Here is a 26,767-nt window from a genome sequence, read left to right on the forward strand (position 1 = left end):
CCCTGTTTACGGCTGCGACTGCGGCGCCGCCGCGGCCGGATCAAACGGCTGATAAGGTTGCAGAACGGTGTCGCGCTGCTCGCCCAGCACCCAGGCGAACCCCGAGAACATCATCACCAGGCAGACGAAGGTGAACAGCACCACCATCCACGCCGGCACGATGCGCACCAGGTTGCGGCGCTGGTCGTTCAGGCCTTCCCACTGCGGCGACAGCTCGCGCGGCACGTCGCCGCGCAGCTGACGGATCTGCCGGTAGAGGGCGTCGCGGATGCCTTCGAGCTCCAGCATGCCGCGGGCCTGCACCCGGTACTTGCCTTCGAAGCCGAGGGACAGGCACAGGTACATCAGCTCCAGCATCGGCAGGTGCTTGACCGGGTTCTTCGACAGCCGGTCGAGCAGCTGGAAGAACTTCTCGCCGCCGAAGGTCTCGTTGTGGAAGCTGCTGAGCAGGCTCATCTGCGACCACTCGCTTTCGTTGCCCCACGGCGTGGTCACGACGGCTTCGTCGACCACGGTGCAGAGCACGTAACGGGCGGCCATCACCTGGCTGCTCTCGGCGCCGTTGTGCAGGGCGCGCACCTCGAACAGCTTGAGCCCGGCGGTCAGGCGCTCGTTGAGCGCGTACAGGTCTTCGCGGGTTTCGCTGTGCTTGAGCCGCACCACTTCCGACAGCAGTTCGGAGGACGCCGCCACCAGGGAATTGAGGCTGATGTTGAAGGCTTCCGCCGGGCGCAGGCGCGCGGCGTAGATCATCCGTTCTTCCAGTTGCTCGAAGCGCGGCGGCGCAGCGAAGTCGGTCAGCGGACCCGACGCCGGGCCATGGCCCTGACGGTCGAGCAGGACGGTCTTGTCGTCCTGGTTGTGTTCCATGTCCTTGATCATGTCGGTCAGTTCCTGATGGCCCAGAATTTCAGTTCAAGCTCGGCGAATTCGCCGGACACGTGGAACGCGAAGCCGCCGGAGCGCTCGAGCTGCGCCAGGTCTTCGGAACTGAGTTCGAGGATGAAATAGGTTTTGTTCGAGTGGAACGCGATCTGCCGCGGGGCCACCGGCAACGGTTTGACCTTGATCCCCGGCAGGTGCAGATTGACCAGTTGGCGGATGCGCTCCACCGGGCCGACCTTGAGGTGCGCCGGCAGACGGTGGCGCAGTTCTTCGGAGTCGCAGTTGGCGCTTGCCGCCAGCACGAACGAGGCCGAGCCGAGCAGTTTGTGGTCGTGCAACGGCGACACGATGATCCCGTACTGGCGCGCCTGGAGGATCAGCTCGATGGCGTGCTGTTCCAGCACCATCGACAGCACCTGGCGGATCGATTCCATCAGCTTGCGGAAGCTTGCGCCCTGGTCGGCATGGGAATAGCGGCTGTCCAGGCGCGGGCGCTTGTTTTCGCTGGAGAACGTCGCCAAGTCGCCGAGCATGGTCAGCAGCGTGCGGTACAGCTCTTCCGGGTGCACCTGCTCCAGGCCCAGGTAGTGGCGCAGCAGCAGTTCGGTGCGGTTGATCAGTTGCAGCATCATGAAGTCGCCGACTTCCGCGCCGCCCACCTTGCCGTTGGAGCGGATGCGCTCGGCGATGGTGTCGCCCCGGTGGTTGAGCATGCTGATGACTTCTTTCAGGCACGACAGCAGGTAGCTGGAGGCGTGGGCCTGGATGTAGGTCGGCACGAAATCCGGGTCGAGGCTGATCACGCCGTCCGGCGTGGTGTCGAGCACGTCGCAGATCTTCAGCTTCACGTAGGCCTGGTCGCTCTGTTGCTCGCCGAGCAGCAGCTTGAAGTCCGGGCGGCCGCACTTGACCTGGCTCGACGAATCGTCGCCGGCGTTGGAGTCGGCCACTTCGGTCTCGTAGGCGGTGTAGCGCGCCAGCACGTCGGACTGCTCGGGACGGCGGGCCTCGATGTGGTTGCCGGTGACCAGCGGCAGCGCCAGGTAGATCGGCGTGTTGCCGGTGTTCGGCGGCACGTCCAGGGCCAGCGGCTCGGTGTTGCCGCCGAGCTCGAACAGGCTGCCGTCCGGCAGGATCCCCGAGGCTTCGCTGATCACGAGCTTGCCCATGTTGAGGAACTGCAGGTCGATCTCAAGGTTCAGGAAGCCCCAGGTGTAGCCGCCCAGCAACTGGGTGCGGGTCTTCATCTGGTGGTCGTAGTAGCGGTCGTTGTGCTGGAAGTGCTGCGGACGCAGCAGCATGCCTTCCTGCCAGATGACTTTATGGGTATTCATGGTCAGTCACCCGCCTTGGCCAGCACGGCATGGGTATTGCGGATGCCGGCCTGATCGAGGGTCAGATCGACGTCGTTGATTTCCACCGGGGTGATCTGCACCGTGTGGCGCCATTGGGCGTCCGACAGGTCGCGGTAGGCGGCGAGGATGCCGACGTAGCGGCTGCCCTCCTCCACGCTGAGCTTGAGCTCGACGGTTTCGCCCGGGCGCAGCTCCAGTTCTTCGCTGGCCACCAGGTCCGGGTTGAGGGATTCCTTGGCGCGTTCGTAGAGGCTGAAGAAGTCGGCGTTCTCGAAGGTCACCGGATGCTTGAGCTCGAACAGGCGCACCACGATCGGCGAAGGCCGGCCGTTGAGGTCCAGGTTCAGCTGGTCGCTGCCGGTCAGCTTCAGGTTGACCTTGGTCATCGTCGAATACGGCGTCAGCGACGAGCAGCCGGCCAGCAGCACCAGCGCGGCGAAGGCTGTCAGCGTCTTGAGAAAAGCGGTCGAGCGGCGAGGCATGCGCATCATCCTTGAAGATCGGTGTGTAGGGTGGAGATCAGGCGGATCTGTTCTTCGTAGGCCTGGGCGAAGTCGCGGGCCAGCAGGCGCTCGCTCCAGTCGTCGTCCTGGCGCAGCGCCTGGTGGTAGCGGCCGAAGGCTCTCCAGCGGCCGCCGGAGGTGGCGATCAGCGGCTTGTTGTCGCGCTCGAAACGCAGGGTCAGCTGCTCCGGCGAGAAGTGCTCCAGGGTGCCGCGCACCGCCGCACGGCTGGCGGTCAGCAGGGCCACCTGATGCGCCTGCAAGTCGCGGAACGCACGGGACACCGCCTGCGCCGCCGGCAGGTGCCCCGGCTTGTGCGGCTGCAGCAGCATGCCCAGCGCTTCGCCGGCATCCACCGCGAACTTCAGCGGGTTCTTGTTGGTGCCCTGGGCGGTGGTCTGGGCCAGGCGCAGTTCGTTCTTGAGCTCCGAACGGGTGCGCAGGCTCTGCTGCAGGCCGCCGATGCTCTGCTTGAGCAGGCGCGCCGCGTTCAGCGCCAATTCTTCGCGCTCGTCGTGGCTCAGGCCTTTGAGGTCCACGCCCAGCGCCGTGCCGAAGTGTTCCCAGAACCCTTCGCTCTGGCGCTCGACGGCTTTCGGCGCCGGGGCCGGCTCAGGCTTGGCCGGCTCGCTGATCAGCTCCGGCACCATCAGGCTTTCCATGTCGATGCGGGCGTAGTCGGCGCGCTGACGGGAGTCCTCAGGCTTGGTGTTGGGCGCCAGCAGCTCTTCGATCTCCGAGTACACGCGCTCCTGCTGCTCCAGCGCGTTGAGCGGGTCGAGGTCGAGGAAGGCGTCGTCCGGGATGATGCTGCCGGCGGCACGGGGGCGCCCGGCTTCGCCGTCGAAGGTCGCCGGGTCGCGCACCAGGCGCGCGCGGATCTCGAAATCGCCCAGCACGTAGGTGCTGCCGTGTTCGATGCGCACCGGCTCGCCCTTGTGCAGGCGGGCGCCGCTCTCACCGTCCTGCACGCCGTTGCTGCTGGTGTCGGTGAGGAAAAACGTGCCCTCGCGGTAGCTGACGATCGCGTGGTGGTTGGACAGGTGCCGCTTGCGGTCCGGGATGATCCAGTCGCAGTCCTCGCCCCGTCCGATCACGCCGCCGGCCTGCTTGAAGGTCTTCTGGCACAGTTCGGTGGGCACGAACTGCTTGGTGTTCAGCATTTCGAAAACCAGTTCCATGTTTGATGCTCCTTGCGGTCACTTGCCGCGATTGGCCGCCTGCGGATCACCCAACGGGCGATAGTCCTTGTCGTTGTATTTGTAGTTGCCGCTGCAGCCGCCGAGGCCGCATAGAACGACGAGGGTCAGCAGGACGGCTTGCCAGTGACGTACAGGCATCAGAGGGTCTCCAGGTGTAGACAAAGCACAAAGCGCCGACCCTTGCGGGCGGCGCTGAAAGAGGTGTTCGGGGTGTTGGCGAAGGCTCTGCATCGGGGCCTTCGCGCCATCCTCGGTGAGGATGCAAGCCATTGCAGGTCAGCCATCGAAGTCCCCCAGATTGATGTTCAGGCGGCCGAGCCGGTACAGCAGCGTGCGCCGGGGCAGGCCCAGTTCGCGGGCGGCCAGGGTCTGGTTGCCGTCGTTCTTGCGCAGGCAGTCGAGCAGCAGCGTGCGCTCGACCCGCTCCAGTCGTTCGCGCAGGTTCAGGCCGCTGTTGTCTTCCGGCGGCGGTTCCAGGCGCAGGGAAAAATGCTCGGCCAACAGCTCGCCGCCTTCGCACAGCAGCACCGCCCGCTCGACCAGCCCTTTGAGCTCGCGCACGTTGCCGGGGAAGCTGTAGCCGCACAGGTGCTCCAGCGCCGCCTCGGACCAGCGCACCGGGTCGCGCTGCAGGAACGCGCAGGCCTTGTCGGCGAAGTGCCGGGCCAGGTCGAGGATGTCGCCTTCGCGGTGACGCAGGGCCGGCAGTTCGATCGGGAACTGCGCGAGGCGGTAGTACAGGTCTTCGCGGAACTTGCCTTCGCTGACCAGCACCGACAGGTCGCGGTGGGTCGCAGCGATGATGCGCACGTCGATCTTGTGGGTGTCGTTGGAGCCCAGCGGCCGGATCTCGCTTTCCTGCAACACGCGCAGCAGCTTGGCCTGCAGCGACAGCGGCATGTCGCCGATCTCGTCCAGCAGCAGGGTGCCGCCGTTGGCCGCGTCGAACAGCCCGGCGCGGTCGCGGTCGGCGCCGGTGAAGGCGCCCTTGCGGTAGCCGAACAGCTCGCTTTCCAGCAGGTTTTCCGGGAACGCCGCGCAGTTCTGCACGATGAACGCCTGGGAGCGGCGCGGGCCGCAGTCGTGGATCGCCCGCGCCACCACTTCCTTGCCGGTGCCGGTCTCGCCGCGCAGCAGCACGGTGTAGGGGCTGTGCAGCACCTTGCCGATCAGCGAGTAGGTCTGGCGCATCGCCGGGCTCTTGCCGATCAGGCCGTAGCCGCTGATGCTCGGCACACTGCGCAGGGCCGGTTCGGCGGCGCACGCCGGTTGCCGCAGGCGTTGCAGCAGATGCAGTTGGCCGAGCACGAACGAGCCGAGCTGGCCCAGGGAGTCGGCGAAGCCTTGCAGGTCGGCATGGCGGCGGCTGGCGCACAGCAGCAGCCCTTCGACCGCCTTCTGCGGGTTGACCAGCGGCACGCACAGCAGCGACTGCCACGGCGCGGAGGTCGCCGGCAGGAAGCTGGTTTCGTGCAGGCTGCCGCTCAGTTCGCTCAGGCACACCACGCGGTTCTGGCACAGGGCGAACTGCAGCAGCTGTTCGCCGTTGTAGTCCGCCGGAAGGCTCGCCGCCTCGCGCGGCTGCAGCACGCCGTCGAGGCATTCGGCGTTCATCCCAAGGGACGTGTGCGTGGCGTCGAGCAGGTACAGCTGCGTCAGCTCGCAACCGCTCAGTTCCGCCAGGCCGCGCACGAAGTCACCCAGCAGCGCAGCGCCGTCCGCCGCCCGCGACAGGCTGGCGAACTGCGCCAGCAAGGCTTCGGCATAGGCCAGCGGCTGCGGCACTTGAGTGAACATCACACCCACCTCAGGCGAACTCGCAGGTCACGCCGGCATCGCCGTCGAGGGTGGCGTGCACCCGCTGCAGGCTTTCGCCGGTGGCCATGGCGTCGAGCAAGCGGTCGGCCACCAGCGGCAGCACGTGCTGGTCGAGCAGATGATCGATCAGGCGCGCACCGCTTTCGCTCTGGGTGCAGCGCTCGGACAGGTGATCGACGAGGTTCTGGCACCAGGTGAAGTCCAGCTGACGGCGGTTCAGGCGCTCGCCCAGACGGCCCAGCTTGATCTCGATCAGCTCGCGCAGCACCGGGCCGCCCACCGGGTAGTACGGCACCACTTTCATGCGCGCCAGCAGCGCCGGCTTGAAGTGCTTGCTCAGCACCGGGCGGATGGTCTCTTCCAGCACTTCGGCGGTCGGCCGCTGGCCGTTCTCGCACAGGTCGCTGATGCGGTCGCTGCCCAGGTTCGAGGTCATCAGGATCAGCGTGTTGCGGAAATCGATCTCACGCCCTTCGCCGTCGTTGGCCACGCCCTTGTCGAAGATCTGGTAGAACAGGTTGAGCACGTCCGGATCCGCCTTCTCGACTTCGTCGAGCAGCACCACCGAGTACGGCTTCTGGCGCACGGCTTCGGTGAGCATGCCGCCCTCGCCGTAGCCGACGTAGCCCGGCGGCGCGCCGATCAGGCGGGAAACGGTGTGCTTCTCCTGGAACTCGGACATGTTGATGGTGGTGATGAAACGGTCGCCGCCGTACAGCAGGTCGGCCAGCGCCAGCGCGGTTTCGGTCTTGCCGACGCCGCTCGGGCCCACCAGCAGGAACACGCCCACCGGTGCGTCCGGCTTGTTCAGGCCGGCGGCGGTGGCGCGCATCGAACGGTCGAGGGCGTGCACGGCTTGTTCCTGGCCGCGGATGCGGGTGCGCAGGTCGGTGGCGAAGCTCGCGACCTTGGCGTTGTGTTCGCGGGCCAACTGCGCCAGCGGCACGCCGGTCCAGGCGCTGATCACCTCGGCCACCAGGCGCGGGCAGACTTCGAAGCTGACCAGACGCTCCTTGGCCTGGGCGGCGGTCAGGGCGCTGTGGGTCTCATGCAGCTCGGCCTCCAGCGCCTCGACGCTTTGGGCCTCATCGCTCTCGGCCACGAGGGTCTCGATCACGGTGCCTTCGGCGTCTTCCTCGATGCTCACCACCGGCTCGACCGCCGCCGCTTCGCGGGCCTTGGCCAGTTGCTGGCGCAGATCCAGCAGGCGCTCGGCCAGTTGCTTCTGTTCGGTCCACAGGGTTTCCAGCGCGGCCATTTCGTCTTCGGCCTCGTCCAGACGCGCTTCCAGCGCCTCCAGCGCTTCGTGGTCGACCGGCAGGCCGGCCTCGGCGTCGCGGCGCAGGGCCTGGCGCTGACGGCCACCCTCGGCCAGCTCGCCGCGCAGGCGCTCCAGGCTTTCCGGGGCGGCGGCCAGGCTGATGCGCACGCGGGCGCAGGCGGTGTCGAGCACATCGACGGCCTTGTCCGGCAGTTGGCGGCCGGCCAGGTAACGGGCGGACAGTTCCGCCGCCGACACCACGGCGTCATCGCGCAGGTAGATGCCGTGGCTCTTCTCGTAGACCTGGGCCAGGCCACGCAGGATGGTCACGGCTTCGTTGACGGTCGGCTCGTGCAGCTGGACCGGCTGGAAGCGGCGGGCCAGCGCCGGATCCTTCTCGAAGTATTTCTTGTACTCGGCCCAAGTGGTGGCGGCGATGGTGCGCAGTTCGCCGCGGGCCAGCGCCGGTTTGAGCAGGTTGGCCGCGTCGGAACCGCCGGCATTGCCGCCGGCGCCGATCAGGGTGTGGGCTTCGTCGATGAACAGGATGATCGGCTTCGGCGAGGCTTTGACCTCGTCGATCACGCCCTTGAGGCGGCGCTCGAACTCACCCTTCACGCTGGCGCCGGCCTGCAGCAGGCCCATGTCCAGGGCCAGCAGCTCGACGCCCTTGAGCACCTGCGGCACTTCGCCGGCGGCGATGCGCGAGGCCAGGCCTTCGACGATGGCGGTCTTGCCGACGCCGGCCTCGCCCACCACGATCGGGTTGTTCTTGCGGCGCCGGGCGAGGATGTCGACCATCTGGCGAATCGCGCCGTCGCGGCACAGCACCGGGTCGAGCTTGCCGTCGCGGGCCTGCTGGGTCAGGTTGTGGGTGAAGCGCTGCAGCAACGATTCGCCCTGGACGGCGGGTTTGCCGCCGGCCGCCGGTTGCTCCTGCTGCGACAGGGCGAATTCCTTCAGGCGGTCGATGTTGAGCTTGGCGAGCAGCGGCTGGTAGCGGCTGCCGGCGTAGCGCATCGGGTTGCGCAGCAGCGCGAGGATCAGCGCGGCCTGCTCGACCTGGGTCTGGCCCAGCTCAAGGTTGGCCACCAGCAACGCGTCCTGCAGCCACTGCACCAGCTCCGGGGCGAACACCGGGTTGCGCGAGGCGCTGTGCTCGACACGGGTCTGCAAGGCGGCACTCAGCTCGCCGGCGTCCACGTCGGCGTCTTGCAGGGCGCGGCCGAGCAGGCCGTTCGGGCGCTCCAGCAGGCCCAGCAGCAGGTCTTCGACCAGGATCTTGCTGCCGCCGCGGGCGACGCAACGCTCAGCCGAACGCTCCAGGTCACGGCGGGTTTCGGCGTCCAGCGCCTGGATGAGTTGTTGCAGGTCTACGTTGATCATGGCTCACGTCCTTAATGAATTTTGCTGCCCAGGGTCACCACACCGTCCGCTTTTTCGCAGCCCAGCCAACTGGTCCAACCCAGGCGACAGTCGTTCTTCTCGCCGATGCGCAGTTCGCGGATCTCTTCCGGACGCAGCACCAGGCGGATGTCGTAATCGAGCGGGTCACGCAGGGTGAACCGCACCAGCGCGCACAGCGGCTGGTAACCGAAGCCGATGGGCAGGAATTCGTGGAACCGCTCCCAGTCGAGTTCGGTGATGTGGATGCGGAACTTGCCGCTGCGGTCGCGCACGTGCTCGCCCAGCACCAGGTCTTCGCCCAGCACGCTGTTGGCGAAGCCGAGACGGTTGCGCTGCTCTTCGAGGATCTCCACCCGGCGCTCCAGGCACTGCTCAATGACCAGGTCCTCGTGCTTGAAGTAGTACCGCAGCACCGCCTCGATCAGGGCCGCCGAGTGGGCCCGCAGACTCAAGAGGCCGAGGTACGGCAGCAGGCGCTTCCAGTTCAGTTCCTTGGCTTTGCGGATCTCGTCGCCGCCCAGGCCGATCAGGGCGAACAGCTGCGACGAGAACGGGTCGATGGCGCCGCTCTGGAAACTGGCGCGGTAGCGGTACTTGCGCCAGATCGGCAGCAGCAGCCGCTGCAGGCGATGGTGGAACAGGTCGAGGAAGTTGCGCGTCGGGTTGCCTTCTTCGCTGTCGCCCAGGGCCTGTTCGCCGTAGAACGCCGGCAGCGGCGAACCGGAACCGACCAGGCCGATCAGGTTGAAGCGCATGCGCGCGCGCATCTGCCCGTGCTCTTCGAAGAACTCCACGCGGTCGACGTCGCAGCCGGGGAACCCGAGGCTCGGGTTGGCCTGGAATTCCAGCTGGTCGTACAGGTCGTCCTCGCTCAGGTACGGGTGCGCATCGCGCAGCCGGTCGATCACCAGCAGCACGGCCTGAAACAGCGAGTACTCGCGTATTGCCCGGGTCAGCCCGCTTAGAGCAGGGGCTGCAGACCCATACGTGGTGTCCATTGGTACACCTCTCCCTGTGTGCTCTTGACCCGCAGTTCGTGGAACGAATTGAGACTGGCGTAGAGCGCGAAAAACTCGTTGAGGACCGAGGCGAAGACGAACAGGTCGCCTTCGCCGATGTAGCCTTCCGGATCGATGGTCAGTTCGGTGCGCAGGCCGCGCACCGGCAGCCCACGGTGCAGGCGATCCACGTGATGGTGCTTGATGTGCTTGAGGCCGCCGAGCAGGCGCTTGCTGACCTTCTCCGCGTGCTGGTCGTAGTAGCGCGGCAGGTCGTAGGTCTCCAGGATCACCTTCAGCGCGTTGACGTCGGCCAGCGACAGGTAGTTGAGCGACATGTTGCTGATCAGCTTCCACAGGAAGTCACGGTTCAGCGGCGGTGCGAAGCTCGACGTGGCCGGGGTGATGTTGCGGAAACTCAGGAACTCCGGCGTCTCTTCGCAGGCCATGCAGATGTCGCCGAGCTTGAGTTTGCGCGGCAGGTTCTGGTTGGTGCACGTCAGCTCGATCGACAGGGTCTCGTGGGCCTCGGTGTGGCGGATGCCGAAGCTCAAGTAGGTGTCGAGGCCGTCGTGCAGCAAGGATGAACGCTGGCGGATGCTGTAGTGCGGACGGCTGTTGGGCACGTCGAAGCTGGGGTCGTGCTCGAACGACTCGAACGGCACGTACTCCTGGTAGCCGAGGCCGCCGGGCTTCCAGCCGGTGACGGTCTCCACCGAGAACACGCCGCAGTTCTCCAGGTCGAACTCCGCCGGCAGCAGCAGGTATTCGTCCTGCTTGCCGTCGAGGCGGATCGGCAGCGCGTCGTGCTTGAACAGGTTGACGATCGGCGTGCAGAACAGCTTCACGTTGTCCAGGGTCGGGCGCATGCGCATGATCCCGCTCTTGCGGATGTCGAAGCGCAGCTCCAGGCCGCGCATCTGCTTGAGCGTGTCTTCCGGCAGCGCCTTGAGGATGTCGAGGCCGTTGACGTCGACGAACAGGAACTTGTCCTGGAAGGCGAAGTATTCCTGCAGGTAGCGGTAGCCGCGGAAGGTGTTGAGCGGGTACGGGATCAGCGCCTCTTCTTCGGCGAAGCCCACCGGCTTGACGCGGTCGCCCGGGATCTTGAACGCCATCGGCTTGCCGCTGACGCCGTCGATGGGCTTGCCGGCGCCGTCCAGCGGGATCAGCTCGATGCCTTCGAGGTTGCGCAAAAGGCTCAGGTAAAGCATCTGGCTGATGTAGCGCTCGCCGGCGAAGTGCAGGCGCAGCTTGCTCAGCTCCAGTTCGCCGAGGTGGCCGTCGGCGCTCATCTCCAGGCGCAGGCTGAGCAGCGAGCCGTCGCCCTTCACCGAGTAGTTCAGCGCGGCCAGGTCCAGCGGCAGCACTTCGGTCGGGTAGCAGGTGCGGAAGCGGCAGCGCACGTCTTCGATCGGCACGCTCTCGATCGGCGTGTCCCGCTCGACCTTCAGCGCCGGCCCCGAACGCTTGAGCGGGTCGAATTGCAGAATGCTGAACGCCGGCAGCGGCCGCATGTAGTTCGGCCACAGCAGTTGCATCAGCGAGTGGCTGAGCTCCGGCAACTCGTCGTCGAGCTTCTGGCGCAGGCGCCCGGTCAGGAACGCGAACCCTTCCAGCAACCGCTCCACATCCGGATCCCGCCCGGCCTGCCCCAAAAATGGCGCAAGCGCCGGACTACGCTCGGCGAAACGACGGCCCAGTTGGCGCAGTGCGGTGAGTTCGCTTTGGTAGTAGTGGTTAAAGGACACGGGAAAGTACCTGCCTGGTAATGGAGCTCACGTAAGTGGTGTCCTGTGTTTTGCGTACTGCACTGTTCATGCGAGACCGCCTTCTGGCCGGTTCTGCACACGACCGGCAATGCTTCGGGCCGCCCAACGCAACTCGATGACCTGAGTAGCGAGAATTGACAGCAACGTGGCGCAGCCCTGAGCCACGCCATAAAACAACGCCCTCAAGGGCTGATCCGGCAGCATCCAAAGCAAGATGAAACCCACCATCAGACACAGCAGCAGTAGCTTGGCGAACAGGTTCGGCACCAACGCGACAATCAGATTGATGGCCAAAAAGATGTAGAAAAGCGCGTAGCTAGCCATGCCGACGGCAACGCCCCTGGAGGTGAAGCCACCGTTCAACCCTTTGTAGGCAAGCGCAACGGCATCATTCAGAAATGCATAGGCCACGCATCCGAGGGCATGGACAAACAGGCACATGGCAAGTCGACTGGAATGGCTCATGCTGGCCTCAGGTTCAGGTACCAAGTACCGGTGCCATGGATCGCGACGACCATCATCAGGACGAACAGCGTCAGAACCCGATGCACACGCGAAGCTCGGGCAGCACGATGCAAGGCAGTCACCAGCAGGACAAAGCTCAGCAAGGCCAGACAGCCGAACAGATCGCTGTCGGCGACACCGGCCAGGTAACCCTGAAATTCGTTCGTCCGATCCATATCGTTCAATTTTCCAGATGCGTGTATGGGGTATTGCTGATGAACATGTTCATCCAACTTTCTTCCCATTCCGGCATGGCAATTTCAAAGGACTTCTTGTTGCGATCAAAATATATCCAGACGATCCCGACAGTGGATTCGGTCTCGTTTGTGTTCATGTCCAGGGACTGAGTGTCATACAAGGGCGTGCGATAGACGACTTGAGGGTTTTCTCTGTCGATGACCCTGAGGTAAGCCATGCCGCCGAATGGAAAAATTTTTCCCACTCGTACGTTTTCCAGAATGTATCGACCGGAGGGACTGATCTGGGTAATGCCTGCGGGAAAGCCGATCATTGCATTGACGCAATACCAGGTCCAGAAGGACAAAACCACCAGGACTGCGCCAGCAAGCAAAAGATATTTACTCTTCATAAATTGAAAATACTGGGAGACCCCAACTTTTCCAGCATTAGTAAATGTCATTGAACACCCAATAATTAAAGCCATACAGAGCGACAGCGCCAATGACGGCCGCCGCCAACGACAAAGAACCCTTTCGAAGTTCTTTTTTCCGCACAAACATCAGCAACGACTTCACAAAAAAAACAAAAGCAGCAACCATCAAAGGAATGTAAACAATGATGCAAAAAATAAAGAAGTAACCATACAGTTCCACTCCGCCCACTAGCCATTTGCTCTTTGGGTCGGTGAACGGCATCAACAGCATCACCGTTGATATCAACAGATAGAGCAGACGGAACATTTAACGAAGCCCCTTGGAGAAAAGCAGCTTTGCAAGCTCACGACGTCTGACCCTGCCTTCAGGCGTATCACCGGAATAGTAGAAGTGCCCCTCTGCGGTCGGCATCTGCTTTCCTAGCTTGAGCGCAGAGTCCACCAACTCCTTGTCGGTCATGCCTGCGTAGATGGGGTCGCCCTTATCCTGCAAATTGATGACTATTGCTTTACCAATATTGGGATGATTACTAACAGCATCTTTCAGGCTTTTATTTATCGGAGATCCGATGAGCACAACATTGCTGACCTTGACCCCGGAACGCGCATAGTACATGGCCGTACGAGCCGCGATGACAGATCCCCAGGAGTACCCAACAATATTAAACTGCCCGACCTTCGGCAGCGGCTTGGTGATTTCCATCGAGCTAAGAGGAAACTCCGTCGCTTTGATTTTGGAAACGTCTCGACCGATTTTGATCGCTAGGATGTCGCTGGTTGGCGTGCACTCCACTACACTGTTACTCTTGATAGTGATCAATCCATAGAGATACTTTTTCTCTATGTATTCTCCACCATAAGTACACTTCTGAAGTTCGCCATATTCGAAAATAACAGGATCACTTTCATCCTGATTATATAAAACCACAGAGGCGGCATCGCTAAGCATGTCGACCATATCCGGGACATGCTTATCCAATCCAGCCGTCAATGATGAGTAGTTCCCATATACCGCGTTAGGGATACCGGCTTCCTTGAGAGCCGCTACCATGTCCGCGTTATAGGCTCCAATCATCCCTGCTCCCCCAAGGAAGACCGTCAGGCCATGTTCGACAGCAATTGGCTTGGGAGTGAGATCTTTAGTCGGCGTGCTTTGCATGGTCGCGACTTTTGCAAAGGCACCACTCGAAGTTTTGATAGTGTCGGCGCCCACTTATCAGTCCTCCTGTGCAACGTAGATTTCGATCTTCTCCGCACTGTCGTGGCGAGCAAGCCGATGAGTGAAGCCTTTTGCGTTGGTCACTCCTTCCTCGTGCGAGCCATCCTGGCGAACAATCAGGTATCGCCGGTCTGCCATCGGCGCACCGGACACATCGGTGAGCGCAAACTGCTCATCAAACCCAGGAAGAATGAGCGGCAACGGCGGCACAAACGGCGCCGGCGAATGCGAATTGCCGATGATCACCGTCCCGGAACCCGCCGTGACCTTGTTGCCATGAGCCCCGACCGAACCCACGGTCGCAGCCGGTTTGCCGTTGATCAGCACCGTGGTGGCGAGGTCGCCGACCAAGGCGCCGCCGCAGGCCGAGGCATCGCCCTGGCGGGCGGCCGGGAGGCCGTCGAAGAAGACGTCGCCGGAACCGGCGGCGATCGGGTTGGTGCCGTGGCCTGGGAGCGGGCAAGCGGTGGGGTCGGAGACGCGGGCTGCGGGTTTGCCGGACATCGGGGATTTCCTTAGTTGACCTTCACTTGGCCGCTGCCGTCCAGGCGCGCGGAGAAACTGACCTGACGCTTGAAACCGTCCACCTCCAGCAGGCCTTCGATGCTGAAGGACAGGCGGAGCTGGTCGTGGTCACGCGGCAGGGAAATGACACGCACGTTGCTCAGGCGCGGCTCGTAGGCTTCGATGAAGCTTTCGATGGCCAGGCGGGCCTGGCTCAGGGAGTCGTGCAGGCTCAGGCGCATGTCATTGAGATCGGGCAACCCGTAGTCGGACAGCGTCTGCACGCTGCCCGCCCGGGTGCTGAGCATTTTGGCCAGATGGGCAGCCACCGACGCCATGGCCGAAGCCTCGCGGCTCCAGCCGGCGCGCAGGTCCGCGTCGCCGTTCAGGCGTTCGAAAAGGCTGCCGTATCCGTCCATGAGTCGCTCTTACTCTTTGTCCAGCTTGCCGACCAGCGACAGGGTGAAATCGGCACCCATGTACTTGAAGTGCGGACGCACGTTCAGGCTGACGCGGTACCAGCCCGGCTCGCCTTCGACGTCGCTGACGATCACCTGCGCAGCGCGCAGAGGACGGCGGCCACGGACTTCGGCGCTCGGGTTTTCCTGGTCGGCCACGTACTGGCGGATCCACTTGTTCAGTTCCAGCTCGAGGTCGGTGCGCTCTTTCCACGAACCGAGTTGCTCGCGCTGCAGGACCTTCAGGTAGTGGGCCAGACGGTTGACGATCATCATGTACGGCAGTTGGGTGCCGAGCTTGTAGTTCAGCTCAGCCGCCTTGCCTTCTGCGCTGATGCCGAAGAACTTCGGCTTCTGCACCGAGCTTGCGGAGAAGAACGCCGCGTTGTCGGAGCCTTTGCGCATGGTCAGGGAGATGAAGCCTTCCTCGGCCAGTTCGTACTCGCGGCGGTCGGACACCAGAACCTCGGTCGGGATCTTGGTCTCGATCTCGCCCATGCTCTCGAAGTGGTGCAGAGGCAGGTCTTCAACGGCGCCGCCGCTCTGCGGGCCGATGATGTTCGGGCACCAGCGGAACTTGGCGAAGCTGTCGGTCAGCTTGGTGCCGAACGCGTAGGCGGTGTTGCCCCACAGGTAGTGTTCGTGGCTGTTGGCGACGTTTTCCTTGTACACGAACGATTTGACCGGGTTCTCTTCCGGGTCGTACGGGTTGCGCAGCAGGAAACGCGGCACGGTCAGGCCGACGTAGCGGGCGTCTTCGGAGGTACGGAAGCTCTGCCACTTGGTGAATTGCGGGCCTTCGAAGTGGTCTTTCAGGTCCTTCAGGTCCGGCAGGCCGGTGAAGCTTTCCAGGCCGAAGAATTTCGGGCCGGCGGCGGCGATGAACGGCGCGTGGGACATGCAGGCGACGCTGGACACGTACTGCATCAGCTTCACGTCCGGCGAGCTTGGGGACAGGTAGTAGTTGGCGATGATCGCGCCTACCGGCTGTCCACCGAACTGGCCGTATTCAGCGGTGTAGATGTGCTTGTACAGGCCCGACTGCATCACTTCCGGCGAGTCTTCGAAGTCGTCCAGCAGGTCGTCCTTGGAGACGTTGAGGATTTCGATCTTGATGTTTTCGCGGAAGTTGGTGCGGTCCACCAGCAGCTGCAGGCCGCGCCACGACGATTCCAGGGCCTGGAAGTCCGGGTGGTGCAGGATTTCGTCCATCTGACGGCTGAGCTTGGCATCGATCTCGGCGATCATGCGGTCGACCATGGCCTTTTTGACCGGCTCGCCGTTGTTCTGCGGCTTGAGCAGCTCTTCGATGAACGCCGACACACCGCGTTTGGCGATGTCGTAGGCTTCGTCGTCCGGCGTCAGGCGGGTCTCGGCGATGATGCTGTCGAGGATGCTGTATTCGCCGTTCTCGGCGGCGTTCTGTTGTGCTGCGCTAGTGCTCATTGTGTTGGCTTCCTTGGCTGCTGGAGTCTCAGGCGTCCGGGGCTGCGGCGTTCAGGCCCAGCTCACCGAGTACGCGACCGCGGGATTCGTCGTCGGCGAGCACGCCTTCGATGGCTTTACGGAACGCAGGGGCGTTGCCCAGCGGGCCTTTGAGGGCCACCAGCGCATCGCGCAGTTCCATCAGCTTTTTCAGTTCAGGCACTTGCTCGACCAGGCTGGCCGGGTTGAAGTCCTTCATGGAGTTGACGCGCAGCTGCACGGCCAGCTCGTCGGCTTCGCCGTCTTCCTGCAGACGGTTCGGCACGCTCAGGGTCAGGCTCAGCTCCTGCTTGGCCAGCACCTCGTCGAAGGTCATCTTGTCGATGCTGATCGGCTTGCGATCCTCGATCTTGCGCTCGTCCTTGCGGTGGGTGTAGTCACCGATCGCCAGCAGTTTCAGCGGCAGTTCAATCTCTTCCTGAGCACCGCCGGTGGCGGGTTTGAAGGTGACGTTGATGCGTTCCTTGGGGGCTACCGAGCCTTCTTTGGCCATGGCTTTTCTCCTTGCGGTTGTGGCCCTGGGGCCTATTCGAGTACCACTTCGAGGTCGAGGTGGCACAGCCTGCGATAAATCTCATCCTTGCGTTCACGTACGGCATGGTTCTGCGGCATCAGCTCGCAGCAACTGTGCAGCAGGTGCAGCACTTCCAGCGCAAGATCGGGCTCCCAGGCGTGCAGGCCTGAGTCCTGTAGTGTCTGATCGAGGGTTTCGAGCTGGTTCTTGGCCAGTTCGTACTTCTTGGCCATGAAGCACAGGCGCGCCAGGGCGAACTGCCAGAAGAAGCGCACCCGTCCGCCGTGGGCGGCCTGCAGGCCTTGCTTGAGGATCTGCACGGCGGCCTTCAGGCCTTCCTTGCGCAGGATCGGCATCACCTCTTCGAGGGCCTTTTCCCAGGCCGGCTGGGTCTCGACCTCGGCCTCGACCTTGCGCGGCGCGCTGGCGCTCTGCAGGTGCGGCATGACGTTGGCGGCGATCCAGGCGCGGGTGGCCGGATCGGCGAACGGCACGCCGTCGTGAAAACGCAGCTCGACGATGCCGGGCAGGCGCTGAACCAAAAGCGCGAAGTGGATCTCCACTTCGCGCATGGCCATTTCGGCGTTGAGGTTCTGCAGGCATTCCCAGACCATCCGCTGGCCGTCGAACCAGAACGGCGCCTTCGCCAGGCTCGCCTCCAGCTCCACCAGCAGGTCGGCGTACTTGCCCTGGTCGAAACGATCCTGATAGGCCTTGAGCTTGTCCGTCGGCAGGTTGCGCAGCACGGTGATCTGCTCGGCGTTGCGCTCGGGCACCGCGTCGATCGGCAGCCACAGCAGCGTGCGGTTCAGGCGCAGGGCGCGCAGGTCGGTGGCCTTCTGCTTGAGCCACCAGGCGCACAGCGGACGGGCGCTCTCCTGCTGGGCGCGCAGGGCCTTGTAGGCCTCTTTCTCGTTGTCGATCGGTGCGCCGGGGGTGAACAGCTGGGTGGCGGCCTGCTTGACCTGGGCCACCGCCGCGCCGACCACGCCGGGCTCCGGCTGGTTGTCGGCGGCGCGCTGGATCATGGTCTTCAGCCGGCGGCTGACCGGCAGCAGCAGCGGCGCGTCGTCGCCCAGGTGCTGGCTGCAGGCGGCGTCGAGGCCGTCCAGATGCTCGGACAGGCGCCGGAACATCGGCAGCTGTTCCTTGATCGCGACGTTTTCGGTGATGACCTGCTCCAGCCGCGGCACCAGCCAGCCGATGGCGGCGGCCCGGGTGCGGGGCTTGAGCGGGTGGATGTCGGCCCAGTTGTTTTCCGACAGATGGTGCAGCAGGCCGAGGCCGGCGAGCAGGCCGGGGAAGGATTCGCGCTGGTACAGCGACCACGTCAACCAGGCGCCGACCCGCAGATCCTTGGACTGCGTGCGCAGGAGGGTTTCGCTGTTTTCGCGGATTTTGAGCCAGTCGATCTGGCCGCTTTCGTGCATCGACGAAGCCTTGGCCAGCTCGCTTTCCAGCGCCTCGAATTCGCTCGAGAAGCGAACGTCTTCGCCCGCAAAATTCTCTTTGGAAACAGAGACTTTAGCGAGTTCGAGGTAATGGGCGGAAAGTTTGCTCGAGTAGGACATCCATGGCCTTTAGTTTGGATTACGGTCGTGCGCCCATTGGAATGGCAGCGGCGCGGGACAGTAGCGAAGAGCGGTGAAGCGACTCATCCAATTGAGTTTCTGCTCTTTCAAGTGCGCGCATCGTAATCACTATGATGGCCACTAGCAAGCATCCGATTAAACAACAAGACGAAGTGTTCATTGGGCTCTGTAAGAGATTGCCCTATATGCCGCAAGGGTTTCCCTGATGCCTGTTTATATTCCACGTTTACCTCCCTCAAGGCCGAAACCTCCGACCTAGAGCGGCCCGCGAAACCGCCACCGGACAGCTGCACGCTCGTTCCACAAGTAAGGGCGGAAAGCATGACAAATCCAGAAAAAAAATGAAGTAGGACGGTTCTGAAAATGGGACGGTATCTATGAACAAAAGGTGAAAAACCATCGGGAACAATAAAAGTGCCATCACAATGATGGCATCCTATATATCCACTAGTTCCAAAGGCCTTGCGCAAAAGGGGGTTCATGCATCGAATGCTATATCCCGCCGTCGCTCTTCCTACAGCCCTTTCCTCAAACAGAACCCGCACTTTGAAACACGGATCGGTCTGACTCAAGCGCCGGACACTTCTTACATAAACATGTTTCACGCCTTGTTAGCGTGCAGCCAAACATCGGCGTGCGCTGGCCAGGGACGGTTTCGACACCACGCCGGTTTTCCCCGCGATCCAGGGACACGCGCATGTCTGAAACTGTCAATTCCGCCTCCGTCACGCTGCACATTCCCGGCGTCCGCCATGACTTCCAGGTGCTGGCGTTCAACGGCACCGAAAGGGTCAGCGGCCTTTATGCCCTGCGCATCGAACTGGTCAGCGAACACCCTGATTTCGACATGGAAAGCCTGCTCGGCCAGCCGGCCTTCCTCCGGTTCGGCCACCACGGCGAGGGGATCCACGGCCATATCGAAGAGGCGTCGGCCGGTGACTCGGGAAAGCGTCAGACGCACTACGGCCTGTCGCTGGTGCCCTTCCTGCACTACTTGCAGTTCAGCCACGACCAGCGGATTTTCCAGGGCCTGACGGTCGCGCAGATCATCGCGCAGGTCCTCAAACGCCACGGCATCCAGCCCGACGCCTTTGCCTTTCATGTCCAACCGTTGCCGCCGCGCGACTATTGCACCCAATACGGCGAGAGCGATTTCGCGTTCATTCAGCGCCTGTGCGCCGAAGAAGGCATCGCCTGGCATCACCGCCATTCTGCGGATGGCCATCTGTTGGTGTTCACCGATGACCCGGTGTACCTGGCCACACTGCCCGCCACGCCCTACCGACAGGACAGCGGCATGGTCGCCGGGCACCCGGTGGTCAGACGGTTTTCCTTGAGCGCCAGAACCCGCACCAGCGCCGTCACGCGCCGCGACTACGACTTGAATCGTCCAAGCCTGACGCTCGAAAGCCGCTTCCGCGCCGAGTTCGAGCCACCCCTTGAGGACTACCGCTATCCGTTGCTCCTGGAGGGCGAGAAGCGCGGCAAACGGCTCGCCCGCCAGGCGCTGGAGCGGTATCGGGCCGACTACGAGCTGGCCGAGGGCGCAAGCGACCAGCCGCCCCTGCGCAGCGGCCACCTGTTCGAGCTGAGCGGACACCCCCGGAAAAGATGCAACGCCCTGTGGCTGCTGCTCAGCGTGACGCACGAGGGCCGGCAACCCCAGGTGCTGGAGGAAACGGCGCCCCACGGCATTCAACCCGGCGAAGACTTTGCCCGAGGCTACCGCAACACCTTCACCGCGGTTCCTGCCGACGTGGTGTACCGCCCGCCCCTGCCGGCGCGCCGGCCGTCGCTCGTCAGCCAGACCGCAAGGGTCACAGGCCCCAAAGGCGAAGACATCTACTGCGACGAACACGGGCGGGTGAAGGTCGAGTTCCCTTGGGATCGGGCGCACTCCAACAGCGAGCGCAGCAGTTGCTGGGTGCGCGTGTCGTCGGCGTGGGCCGGAGACGGTTTCGGGGCGGTGACCGTTCCGCGCGTCGGCATGGAAGTGGTGGTGACCTTCCTGGAGGGCGATCCGGACAAGCCGCTGATCACCGGCTGCGTGGTCAACAAGGTCACGCCCACGCCCTACCGGCTGCCCGCCCACAAGACCCGAACCACCCTGCGCAGCTGCAGCACACCCCGCACGGGCGGCTACCACGAACTGACCCTTGAAGACCGGGCCGGGCAGGAACTGATCTACCTGCGCGCCCAGCGCGACATGGAGCGGCAGATCCTCAACGACTGCCGCCTGGAGGTCGGACGCGACCGGCGCGAATCGATCAAGGGCCGCAGCCAGACCGACGTGGGCAGCGTCCTCAGCTTGGAGGCCGGCCAACAAGTGCATCTGCGGGCGGGCGCCAGCGTGGTGCTGGATGCGGGGGCCAGCATCACCCTGAAGGCTGGCGGGCATCACATCGTGATCGACGGGGGCGGGATCTTCAGCAGCACGCAGATCGAGACCGGGGGCAAGACGCTTGAAGGAGAAGGCGCTGATTGGCGGCTACCCGGCATGGACGGTGCGCTGGCTGCTGCGCCCGCGTCCGGGGCGAAGGCAGCGGTTGAAAATGAACTTGAAGAGGAGGAGGAAGAGGTTGAGCTGGAGGATGAGGCACCTGCCGGGATTACGCTGCGGATCGGGGTGTTTTTTGACGGGACGGGGAATAACCGGCTGAACAGCGAAAGCGTTGCCGGGTGCCATGCGCGGGACGTGGGGCTGGAGGCGAAAGCAGAAGACCTTCAGAAGTTTTGCGAAACTCAGGGATACGACGGGCAGGGAGGGGCGCCGGACAACAGCTACGGGAATGATTTGAGCAATGTGGCGAGGCTGCATGGTCTCTACCGAGACGATACCAAGAGCCGTTTGGCAGAGGACGAACGCATGGCGTACATCCCCGTTTACCTGGAAGGAATCGGCACTGCCAGCGGTGCCGAAGACTCGTTGTACTCGCAGGCGACAGGGATGGGTGTCCAGGGAGTATTGGCGAGAGTCGAACAGAGCCCTTCCGCGATTCTGGAACAGATTGAGCTTTTTCAGCAGGCCAATCCGGATCGAAAAGTTGCTCAAGTAGAATTCGATATTTTCGGCTTCAGTCGCGGAGCTGCAGCCGCAAGACATTTCGCCAATGACGTCTTCAACGACCAAAAAAGTCTTGTAGCAACAGCACTCAGCGAAAACTCCATGTTCGTTGAGGGTTTCAGCTGGAGCACCCGTTCAGATGTCACCATCAACTTCATTGGCATATTCGATACCGCTGCCGCCATCGCAAAACTCTCATCGGGCGACTTCAGCGTCCACGATGCAGTCAACCCGGGGCTCAATCTGTACCTCGCGCCGGACATTGCCAAAAAAGTCGTACACCTCGTGGCCAGAGATGAGCGTCGTCACAACTTCTCGCTCAACAAGGCCGATGCTGCGGATATCGTGTTGCCGGGGGTGCATTCCGATCTGGGCGGTGGCTACCTGCCGCGATCCATCGAGCGGGTGTTGCTCAGCAAACTGCACTCAAGCGATGAAGACGTTCGCTTGCCCTTGCATGAATCCAAAGCGTTTGTGGCTGCGCAATATGAACTCAGACGTCTGCAGGATCAGTTGAATCTTCATGATTTGCCGCTGGAAATACGCACATGGGAGAAGCGCGTTGTACAGAACGTCAAAGGCGACAGAACCCGTTGGAAGCGGGTCTTCGCTGTCGTCAGCTGTCAGCGGGAAATGCGCAATGAACTGTCATTGATCTATCTGCGGATCATGCGTGCGTTGGCGGTGAAGCATGATGTGCCGTTTCTTTCCGTCGAACCGGATGGCCGCTTCGCATTACCGGAAGAACTGGTGCCTATCGCGACAAAATTGATGCGTTTTGCGCTGGGGGAAACTCGCCGCATCGACCTCACTCCCGAAGAAGAGACGCTACTCGTCACCCGCTACATTCATTTGTCCGCGAACTGGAACGCCGCCAGAAACTTCGGCAGCAGTGATCTGGACATTGTGTTCATCAATCGACCGGCAGAAAAATTCACTCGCGTGGTGCATCCCAATGCTTGAACGAAGCAGCTCCCCCCTGAAGATCTGCGTCTTGCTCCTCTCTATCCTGCTGACAGGTTGTTCGTCCGTGAAGGCCCGGAAACTGCCCTATGACGCCTGGAGCCTTAACTTTTACTCTCCGGACTACATGGATGTCTGGATAGAGACAGCCGCAGTTCTGGATATTGACGGGAAGGTCTTCGGGAACGCAGGCAGTGGCATACCCGCTCAAGGATATCCACGCCCCTTAAGCAAGGGTGTTCCTGCAGAGTTCAGAGGAAAGCCCGCAGGCTGGCCCGAAATCCCGGGAGGCAAAGGTCGACGTGTCGTTGGCGCAAACCTGCCTGAGTTGCTCTATGTTCGCTGGCAATCAATCGCCGAGCCTCAGACCTACAACGCCCTCATCAGAATCCCGGAATCCACCCGCGAGCTGATGCGCAATAGCGAGGACGTGTTTTGTCGAGCCTATCAAAAAGTGGCCACAAGACATCGCAAATGGCTAGTGGTCGGACTCGCCCCCGGCGGCATCGTCAAAGTCTGGATCACCGGCCCCTGCCTTCAGGCAATTGAGGTCACCCGCGAACAGGCCAGCGTTGTCCCCCTCGGCCCGCACTTGGGTAAGGCACTGGGCGAGTATTACTTTTTCCAGGAAGAGTCCAAAGCCTACGTAGAAAAATTCGGCATCCCCTACGGTTCCTGGTAACTAAAATCAGTCGAACACCGTCAACGCCCCGTAACCGTTTTTTTTGCAACGCAGCACCGACAAGGACATTGGCAAATGGATGAAAACAGAAGGCCCATCAAGACACGGTCTGCCGGTTGGGCGAGGCGGGTCACTGACGGTCTGGTGAAGCGGGACATTTCGCCCAATCAGATTTCCGTCGTCAGCATGGTCTTCGCGCTCTTCGGCGCGCTGACGTTGTGGATCGACAACGGCGTGGCCGGGTCGGTTTTCTGCATCATCGGCATTCAACTGCGCTTGTTGTGCAATCTGTTCGACGGAATGGTGGCCATCGAGGGCGGCAAGCAGTCGGCGATCGGCAGCCTGTACAACGAGTTTCCCGACCGGGTGGCGGACAGCCTGTTGATCGTCGGGTTGGGTTACGCCATCGGCCAAGCGGACCTTGGCTGGTTCGCGGCACTGGCAGCGGCGCTGACCGCTTATGTGCGGGTATTCGGCGGCGCCATCGGGCTCAAGCAGAGCTTCATGGGGCCGATGGCCAAGCAGCACCGCATGGCGGTGATGACCGTGGCGCTGCTGTTGAACGTGTTCGAAACCAGCGTTTACGGCACCCATCATGTTCTGTTGATCGCATTGCTGATCATCGCCGTCGGTTCGGTCGCCACCTGCGTCACGCGGACGCTGGCCATCTCCAAGCAACTGAAGGGGAATGCCCATGTGGATCAGTAATGCGCTGATTTCGCTGCTGCGATTCCTGATCGGCGTGACGGCCCGCTGGGAAAGCCCGCCTGATCTCACCCGCCAGCGGATCTACTTCGCCAATCACACCAGTCACATGGACACCCTGGCGATCATCGCTGCGCTGCCGGCGCAGGCCCGGCGCGATGTGAAGCCTGTGGCGGCCGCCGACTACTGGGGCAAGAACCGCTTTCTGTCCTACATTTCCCAAACCGTCCTGAACGCCGTGCTGATTGAGCGCAACCCTGCGCCGGGCACCAATGTGCTGGAGCCGATTTTCGACGTGGTGCGGGCCGGGCACTCGATCATCATTTTCCCCGAGGGCACCCGTTCCACCCAGCCGCTGCCAGGCCCCTTCAAGTCCGGCATCTTCCGGTTGGCCGAGACCTTCCCCGAGGTCGACCTGGTGCCGATCTATCTGGAAAACCTGCACCGCTCGATGCCGAAGGGCAAACACGTGCCGCTGCCGATCATCTGCACCATCCGCATAGGCGATCCGTTGCCACGCCTTGCCGGCGAAGAAAAGCAGGCGTTCCTCGAACGCGCACGCGATGCCATCGTGAGGTTGTCGAAATGAGTCTGGAAACCAAATTCCTCTGGTTCTTCGCAGCCATTGCCTGCCTGCTGGCCGTGGCTTCGCTCACCGGTAGCGTCCTGGCCCGGCGGGCCACCTCCGAAAGCTCGGTGGCGACCATCGAAAACCTCAACCAGCGGGTGAACGCCTGGTGGGGGATGGTCATCGTTTTCTTCGTGTCCTGGTTGCTCGGCCCCAACGCCACGGTCGTGCTGTTCGGCTTCATTTCCCTGTTCGCGCTGCGCGAGTTCATCACGCTGACGCCCACTGCGCGTGGCGACCACAACGCGCTGTTCTCGGCGTTTTTCATTCTGATCCCCCTGCAATACCTGCTGATCGGCACGCACTGGTACTCGATGTTCACGTTGCTGGTGCCGGTGTATGCGTTCCTGCTGCTGCCGGCGATCGCCGTCCTGAGCCAGGACACCGAAGGTTTTCTGGAGCGCACGGCGAAGATCCAATGGGGGGTGATGATCTGCATCTACTGCATCAGCCACGCGCCGGCGCTGTTGCTGCTGGATCTGCAAGGCTTTCAGGGTCAGAACGCCCTGCTGCTGTTCTACCTGGTCTTCGTGGTGCAGATGAGCGATGTCCTGCAGTACGTGTTCGGCAAGCTGTTCGGCAAACGCAAGGTCGCGCCGCTGGTGAGCCCGTCGAAGACCGTGGAGGGTCTGATCGGGGGAGGCCTGTCGGCCACGCTGATCGGCGGCTGCATGTTCTGGATGACGCCGTTCAGCTTCTGGGCGGCGCTGCTGATGTCGCTGGTCATCGTGACCATGGGCTTTCTCGGTGGCCTGGTCATGTCCGCGATCAAGCGCAGCCTGAGCGCCAAGGACTGGGGCACGATGATCAAGGGCCACGGCGGCATGCTCGACCGGATGGACTCGATCTGCTTCGCGGCGCCGATCTTCTTCCACCTGACCCGCTATTTCTATTCGGCCTGATCCGCACCTTCCCTTGCGCCAGGCACAAAAAAGGGCATCCGACCTGGTCGTGATGCCCTTTCTTCACTGCGGCCCCCCCGCTCTTCCCGGGGGCGCACTTCAATTACGGATTGACGCTGTCCTTCAACGACTTGCCTGGCTTGAACGCCACGGTGTTGCTGGCCTTGATCTTCACCGGCTCGCCGGTTTGCGGGTTCTTGCCGGTGCGGGCACCGCGGTGGCGTTGCAGGAAGGTGCCGAAGCCCACGAGGGTGACGCTGTCCTTGCGGTGCAGGGCGCCGGTGATTTCTTCGAGAACGGCATTGAGGACGCGGTTGGCCTGCTCTTTGGTCAGATCCGCTTTTTCTGCGATGGCGGCGGCGAGTTCTGGTTTACGCATTAGTGAAGCCCCTTTGACGGTTTTTTGTTGTTATGTCCGTGCTGTCCTCGTTGGAACAGCGCCCAAGGCGCCGCAGGCTCTACGCTGCGGCAGACGGGAGTGAGGATGGCACGCGGTTCGGGGCGGCGCCAGTCTCCGCGCGACCTTTGTGGGGGCAAAAGCGGGGTGATTCCGACAGAACGACCGGTATTTACGCCAGCAGGGCCGGAAGTTGTTTGTTCAGGGCGAGTTTTTCGGTCACGGCCGCGCCGGTCAGGGCGTAGCCCAGCAGCTGGCCTTCGCCGTCATGGCACAGCGCTTTGACGTCGGCGCCCTGCCCCTCGACCGTCCACACGCCCTCGCGGCCCCGTGGCGGCGGGGACACCACCAGCGGGCAGACGGGGGTCTTCACAGTGATCGGCATCGGCCCGTAGCTGACCGCCGTCGGGTTGCCGCTGAGGGTCTGCGCCAGCGCTCTCGCACAGCTCATGAGGGGCATTACGTACAGAAGATTCAGCCCGTCGACCTCGGCGCAGTCGCCCAAGGCGTAAATGTTGGCGTGGGACGTCCTGAGCTGACGGTCTACCGTCACGCCGCGGTTGACCTGGAGCCCGGCGGCGGCCGCCAGGTCGATCCGCGGACGCAGGCCGATGGCCGACACCACCGCGTCGCAGGCGATCACCTGGCCGTCGGACAGGTGCGCCTCCAGGCCGTCCGCGACCTTCTGCAGGCGGGCCAGCACCGGACCTAAGTGGAAACGCGCACCGAGGCCTTCGAGCCCCGCCTGCACGGCCGCAGCGGCGGCCGGGTGCAGGAGGGTCGGCATGACTTGTTCGCACGGCGCAACCACTTGCACCTCGTAGCCGCCCAGGATCAGGTCGTTGGCGAACTCGCAGCCGATCAGCCCGGCCCCGAGCAGCAGCACCCGGCGCTTGCCGTCCACGGCGGCGCGGAAACGCGCGTAGTCTTCGAGGTCGTTGATCGGGAACACCCGGTCCGCCGCATCGCCGGCGATCGGCACGCGCACGGTCTCGGCGCCCCAGGCGAGGATCAGGTCGCGGTACTCGACCGCCTCCTCGCCGATCCACAGGCGCTTGTGGCCCGGGTCGATGCCGCTGATGCGGGTATGGGTGCGCACTTCGGCCTTGAGCAGATCGGCCATGTCGCCCGGCTCGGCCATGCTCAGGCCGTCGGCGTCCTTGTTCTTGCCGAAGCCGGTGGAGAGCATCGGCTTGGAGTAGGAACGGCCGTCATCGGCGGTGATCAGCAGCAGCGGGGTGTCGCCGTCGAGCTTGCGAAACTCTCGGGCCAGGTTGTAGCCGGCCAGCCCGGTGCCGATGATCACTACAGGTGCGTTCATGCCCTACTCCTTGTG

The 26,767-nt window shown here is 63.0% G+C and carries 26 protein-coding genes; 5 read left to right on the forward strand and 21 right to left on the reverse strand.

Annotation, left to right across the window (positions count from 1 at the left end):
- Window positions 1-6 precede the first annotated feature (6 nt).
- The 19 genes from icmH to tssA form a co-directional block, all read right to left on the reverse strand.
- On the reverse strand, window positions 7-882 hold the full coding sequence (gene icmH, locus CAG33_RS12290) for a type IVB secretion system protein IcmH/DotU (protein ID WP_085579022.1): 876 nt from the start codon (window positions 880-882) through the stop codon (window positions 7-9).
- Window positions 883-887: 5 nt separating this feature from the next.
- Window positions 888-2,219 (reverse strand): type VI secretion system baseplate subunit TssK, encoded by a 1,332-nt coding sequence (tssK, locus tag CAG33_RS12295; protein ID WP_085630239.1) that lies wholly within the window; start codon window positions 2,217-2,219, stop codon window positions 888-890.
- A gap of 2 nt (window positions 2,220-2,221) precedes the next feature.
- The gene (gene tssJ / locus CAG33_RS12300) at window positions 2,222-2,722 is read right to left on the reverse strand and encodes a type VI secretion system lipoprotein TssJ (protein ID WP_085630241.1); all 501 of its coding nucleotides are present in this window, start codon (window positions 2,720-2,722) and stop codon (window positions 2,222-2,224) included.
- 5 nt (window positions 2,723-2,727) lie between these two features.
- Window positions 2,728-3,924 (reverse strand): type VI secretion system-associated FHA domain protein TagH, encoded by a 1,197-nt coding sequence (tagH, locus tag CAG33_RS12305; protein WP_085579029.1) that lies wholly within the window; start codon window positions 3,922-3,924, stop codon window positions 2,728-2,730.
- 18 nt (window positions 3,925-3,942) lie between these two features.
- Window positions 3,943-4,083, reverse strand: coding sequence for a type VI secretion protein (locus CAG33_RS12310; protein WP_085579031.1), 141 nt, complete (start codon window positions 4,081-4,083; stop codon window positions 3,943-3,945).
- Window positions 4,084-4,221: 138 nt separating this feature from the next.
- The gene (locus CAG33_RS12315; protein ID WP_085638607.1) at window positions 4,222-5,742 is read right to left on the reverse strand and encodes a sigma-54-dependent Fis family transcriptional regulator; all 1,521 of its coding nucleotides are present in this window, start codon (window positions 5,740-5,742) and stop codon (window positions 4,222-4,224) included.
- A 10-nt stretch (window positions 5,743-5,752) separates the two neighbouring features.
- A complete protein-coding gene (gene tssH, locus CAG33_RS12320; protein WP_085579036.1) occupies window positions 5,753-8,410 on the reverse strand; it encodes a type VI secretion system ATPase TssH in 2,658 nt (885 codons plus the stop codon).
- 11 nt (window positions 8,411-8,421) lie between these two features.
- A complete protein-coding gene (gene tssG / locus CAG33_RS12325) occupies window positions 8,422-9,429 on the reverse strand; it encodes a type VI secretion system baseplate subunit TssG (RefSeq protein ID WP_085579038.1) in 1,008 nt (335 codons plus the stop codon).
- A complete protein-coding gene (gene tssF, locus CAG33_RS12330; protein ID WP_085579040.1) occupies window positions 9,393-11,180 on the reverse strand; it encodes a type VI secretion system baseplate subunit TssF in 1,788 nt (595 codons plus the stop codon). Before tssF ends, tssG begins: the two co-directional genes overlap by 37 nt.
- A 66-nt stretch (window positions 11,181-11,246) precedes the next feature.
- Window positions 11,247-11,666, reverse strand: a complete 420-nt coding sequence (locus CAG33_RS12335; protein WP_085630246.1) for a hypothetical protein — start codon at window positions 11,664-11,666, stop codon at window positions 11,247-11,249.
- Complete coding sequence (locus tag CAG33_RS12340; protein ID WP_085579045.1) at window positions 11,663-11,881, reverse strand: hypothetical protein; 219 nt, start codon at window positions 11,879-11,881, stop codon at window positions 11,663-11,665. Before CAG33_RS12340 ends, CAG33_RS12335 begins: the two co-directional genes overlap by 4 nt.
- A 5-nt stretch (window positions 11,882-11,886) precedes the next feature.
- Window positions 11,887-12,294: a hypothetical protein gene (locus CAG33_RS12345; RefSeq protein WP_085579047.1), complete on the reverse strand. Its 408-nt coding sequence runs from the start codon at window positions 12,292-12,294 to the stop codon at window positions 11,887-11,889.
- 37 nt (window positions 12,295-12,331) lie between these two features.
- Complete coding sequence (locus tag CAG33_RS12350; RefSeq protein ID WP_085579050.1) at window positions 12,332-12,625, reverse strand: hypothetical protein; 294 nt, start codon at window positions 12,623-12,625, stop codon at window positions 12,332-12,334.
- Window positions 12,626-13,531 carry a hypothetical protein gene (locus CAG33_RS12355; protein ID WP_085579052.1) on the reverse strand — a complete coding sequence of 302 codons (906 nt, stop codon included), beginning with the start codon at window positions 13,529-13,531 and terminating at the stop codon, window positions 12,626-12,628.
- A gap of 3 nt (window positions 13,532-13,534) precedes the next feature.
- Window positions 13,535-14,041, reverse strand: a complete 507-nt coding sequence (locus tag CAG33_RS12360) for a PAAR domain-containing protein (RefSeq protein WP_085579054.1) — start codon at window positions 14,039-14,041, stop codon at window positions 13,535-13,537.
- 11 nt (window positions 14,042-14,052) lie between these two features.
- The gene (tssE, locus tag CAG33_RS12365) at window positions 14,053-14,460 is read right to left on the reverse strand and encodes a type VI secretion system baseplate subunit TssE (RefSeq protein ID WP_085579056.1); all 408 of its coding nucleotides are present in this window, start codon (window positions 14,458-14,460) and stop codon (window positions 14,053-14,055) included.
- A gap of 9 nt (window positions 14,461-14,469) precedes the next feature.
- Entirely contained in the window at window positions 14,470-15,945 is a 1,476-nt protein-coding gene (gene tssC, locus CAG33_RS12370; RefSeq protein ID WP_085579058.1) for a type VI secretion system contractile sheath large subunit, read from the reverse strand.
- 28 nt (window positions 15,946-15,973) lie between these two features.
- Window positions 15,974-16,477, reverse strand: coding sequence for a type VI secretion system contractile sheath small subunit (gene tssB, locus CAG33_RS12375; RefSeq protein WP_008007671.1), 504 nt, complete (start codon window positions 16,475-16,477; stop codon window positions 15,974-15,976).
- Window positions 16,478-16,509: 32 nt separating this feature from the next.
- Window positions 16,510-18,069 (reverse strand): type VI secretion system protein TssA, encoded by a 1,560-nt coding sequence (tssA, locus tag CAG33_RS12380; RefSeq protein ID WP_085579060.1) that lies wholly within the window; start codon window positions 18,067-18,069, stop codon window positions 16,510-16,512.
- 718 nt (window positions 18,070-18,787) lie between these two features.
- Here tssA and tssI point away from each other — a divergent pair.
- From tssI to CAG33_RS12405, 5 genes are all read left to right on the forward strand, one after another.
- On the forward strand, window positions 18,788-22,117 hold the full coding sequence (gene tssI / locus CAG33_RS12385; RefSeq protein WP_085638610.1) for a type VI secretion system tip protein TssI/VgrG: 3,330 nt from the start codon (window positions 18,788-18,790) through the stop codon (window positions 22,115-22,117).
- Window positions 22,110-22,799 carry a DUF2931 family protein gene (locus CAG33_RS12390; RefSeq protein ID WP_085579064.1) on the forward strand — a complete coding sequence of 230 codons (690 nt, stop codon included), beginning with the start codon at window positions 22,110-22,112 and terminating at the stop codon, window positions 22,797-22,799. The genes tssI and CAG33_RS12390 overlap by 8 nt, the downstream gene beginning before the upstream one ends.
- A 75-nt stretch (window positions 22,800-22,874) precedes the next feature.
- Complete coding sequence (locus CAG33_RS12395) at window positions 22,875-23,507, forward strand: CDP-alcohol phosphatidyltransferase family protein (protein WP_085630262.1); 633 nt, start codon at window positions 22,875-22,877, stop codon at window positions 23,505-23,507.
- Window positions 23,494-24,093: a 1-acyl-sn-glycerol-3-phosphate acyltransferase gene (locus tag CAG33_RS12400; protein ID WP_085579068.1), complete on the forward strand. Its 600-nt coding sequence runs from the start codon at window positions 23,494-23,496 to the stop codon at window positions 24,091-24,093. Before CAG33_RS12395 ends, CAG33_RS12400 begins: the two co-directional genes overlap by 14 nt.
- On the forward strand, window positions 24,090-25,034 hold the full coding sequence (locus CAG33_RS12405) for a phosphatidate cytidylyltransferase (protein WP_085579070.1): 945 nt from the start codon (window positions 24,090-24,092) through the stop codon (window positions 25,032-25,034). The genes CAG33_RS12400 and CAG33_RS12405 overlap by 4 nt, the downstream gene beginning before the upstream one ends.
- 103 nt (window positions 25,035-25,137) lie before the next feature.
- Here CAG33_RS12405 and CAG33_RS12410 read toward each other — a convergent pair whose 3' ends face one another.
- Both CAG33_RS12410 and CAG33_RS12415 read right to left on the reverse strand, forming a co-directional pair.
- On the reverse strand, window positions 25,138-25,413 hold the full coding sequence (locus CAG33_RS12410; protein ID WP_003213368.1) for an HU family DNA-binding protein: 276 nt from the start codon (window positions 25,411-25,413) through the stop codon (window positions 25,138-25,140).
- A gap of 190 nt (window positions 25,414-25,603) precedes the next feature.
- Complete coding sequence (locus CAG33_RS12415) at window positions 25,604-26,752, reverse strand: NAD(P)/FAD-dependent oxidoreductase (protein WP_085579072.1); 1,149 nt, start codon at window positions 26,750-26,752, stop codon at window positions 25,604-25,606.
- Window positions 26,753-26,767 lie beyond the last annotated feature (15 nt).

Origin of the sequence: Pseudomonas sp. B3(2017) (genome assembly GCF_002113595.1) — a bacterium.
GTDB lineage: Bacteria > Pseudomonadota > Gammaproteobacteria > Pseudomonadales > Pseudomonadaceae > Aquipseudomonas > Aquipseudomonas ekonensis.

What these genes read in the sequence shown, in the direction of transcription:
- tssB (WP_008007671.1), bottom strand. Translation starts at nt 16,477, where the DNA reads ATGGCCAAAGAAGGCTCGGTAGCCCCCAAGGAACGCATCAACGTCACC.
- tssH (WP_085579036.1), bottom strand. Translation starts at nt 8,410, where the DNA reads ATGATCAACGTAGACCTGCAACAACTCATCCAGGCGCTGGACGCCGAA.
- CAG33_RS12315 (WP_085638607.1), bottom strand. Translation starts at nt 5,742, where the DNA reads ATGTTCACTCAAGTGCCGCAGCCGCTGGCCTATGCCGAAGCCTTGCTG.
- CAG33_RS12410 (WP_003213368.1), bottom strand. Translation starts at nt 25,413, where the DNA reads ATGCGTAAACCAGAACTCGCCGCCGCCATCGCAGAAAAAGCGGATCTG.
- tssI (WP_085638610.1), top strand. Translation starts at nt 18,788, where the DNA reads ATGTCTGAAACTGTCAATTCCGCCTCCGTCACGCTGCACATTCCCGGC.
- CAG33_RS12360 (WP_085579054.1), bottom strand. Translation starts at nt 14,041, where the DNA reads ATGTCCGGCAAACCCGCAGCCCGCGTCTCCGACCCCACCGCTTGCCCG.
- CAG33_RS12335 (WP_085630246.1), bottom strand. Translation starts at nt 11,666, where the DNA reads ATGAGCCATTCCAGTCGACTTGCCATGTGCCTGTTTGTCCATGCCCTC.
- CAG33_RS12415 (WP_085579072.1), bottom strand. Translation starts at nt 26,752, where the DNA reads ATGAACGCACCTGTAGTGATCATCGGCACCGGGCTGGCCGGCTACAAC.
- CAG33_RS12400 (WP_085579068.1), top strand. Translation starts at nt 23,494, where the DNA reads ATGTGGATCAGTAATGCGCTGATTTCGCTGCTGCGATTCCTGATCGGC.
- CAG33_RS12350 (WP_085579050.1), bottom strand. Translation starts at nt 12,625, where the DNA reads ATGTTCCGTCTGCTCTATCTGTTGATATCAACGGTGATGCTGTTGATG.
- tssE (WP_085579056.1), bottom strand. Translation starts at nt 14,460, where the DNA reads ATGGACGGATACGGCAGCCTTTTCGAACGCCTGAACGGCGACGCGGAC.
- icmH (WP_085579022.1), bottom strand. Translation starts at nt 882, where the DNA reads ATGATCAAGGACATGGAACACAACCAGGACGACAAGACCGTCCTGCTC.
- tssG (WP_085579038.1), bottom strand. Translation starts at nt 9,429, where the DNA reads ATGGACACCACGTATGGGTCTGCAGCCCCTGCTCTAAGCGGGCTGACC.
- CAG33_RS12390 (WP_085579064.1), top strand. Translation starts at nt 22,110, where the DNA reads ATGCTTGAACGAAGCAGCTCCCCCCTGAAGATCTGCGTCTTGCTCCTC.
- CAG33_RS12345 (WP_085579047.1), bottom strand. Translation starts at nt 12,294, where the DNA reads ATGAAGAGTAAATATCTTTTGCTTGCTGGCGCAGTCCTGGTGGTTTTG.
- tssK (WP_085630239.1), bottom strand. Translation starts at nt 2,219, where the DNA reads ATGAATACCCATAAAGTCATCTGGCAGGAAGGCATGCTGCTGCGTCCG.
- tssJ (WP_085630241.1), bottom strand. Translation starts at nt 2,722, where the DNA reads ATGCCTCGCCGCTCGACCGCTTTTCTCAAGACGCTGACAGCCTTCGCC.
- tssA (WP_085579060.1), bottom strand. Translation starts at nt 18,069, where the DNA reads ATGTCCTACTCGAGCAAACTTTCCGCCCATTACCTCGAACTCGCTAAA.
- CAG33_RS12310 (WP_085579031.1), bottom strand. Translation starts at nt 4,083, where the DNA reads ATGCCTGTACGTCACTGGCAAGCCGTCCTGCTGACCCTCGTCGTTCTA.
- tssC (WP_085579058.1), bottom strand. Translation starts at nt 15,945, where the DNA reads ATGAGCACTAGCGCAGCACAACAGAACGCCGCCGAGAACGGCGAATAC.
- tagH (WP_085579029.1), bottom strand. Translation starts at nt 3,924, where the DNA reads ATGGAACTGGTTTTCGAAATGCTGAACACCAAGCAGTTCGTGCCCACC.
- CAG33_RS12395 (WP_085630262.1), top strand. Translation starts at nt 22,875, where the DNA reads ATGGATGAAAACAGAAGGCCCATCAAGACACGGTCTGCCGGTTGGGCG.
- CAG33_RS12405 (WP_085579070.1), top strand. Translation starts at nt 24,090, where the DNA reads ATGAGTCTGGAAACCAAATTCCTCTGGTTCTTCGCAGCCATTGCCTGC.
- CAG33_RS12340 (WP_085579045.1), bottom strand. Translation starts at nt 11,881, where the DNA reads ATGGATCGGACGAACGAATTTCAGGGTTACCTGGCCGGTGTCGCCGAC.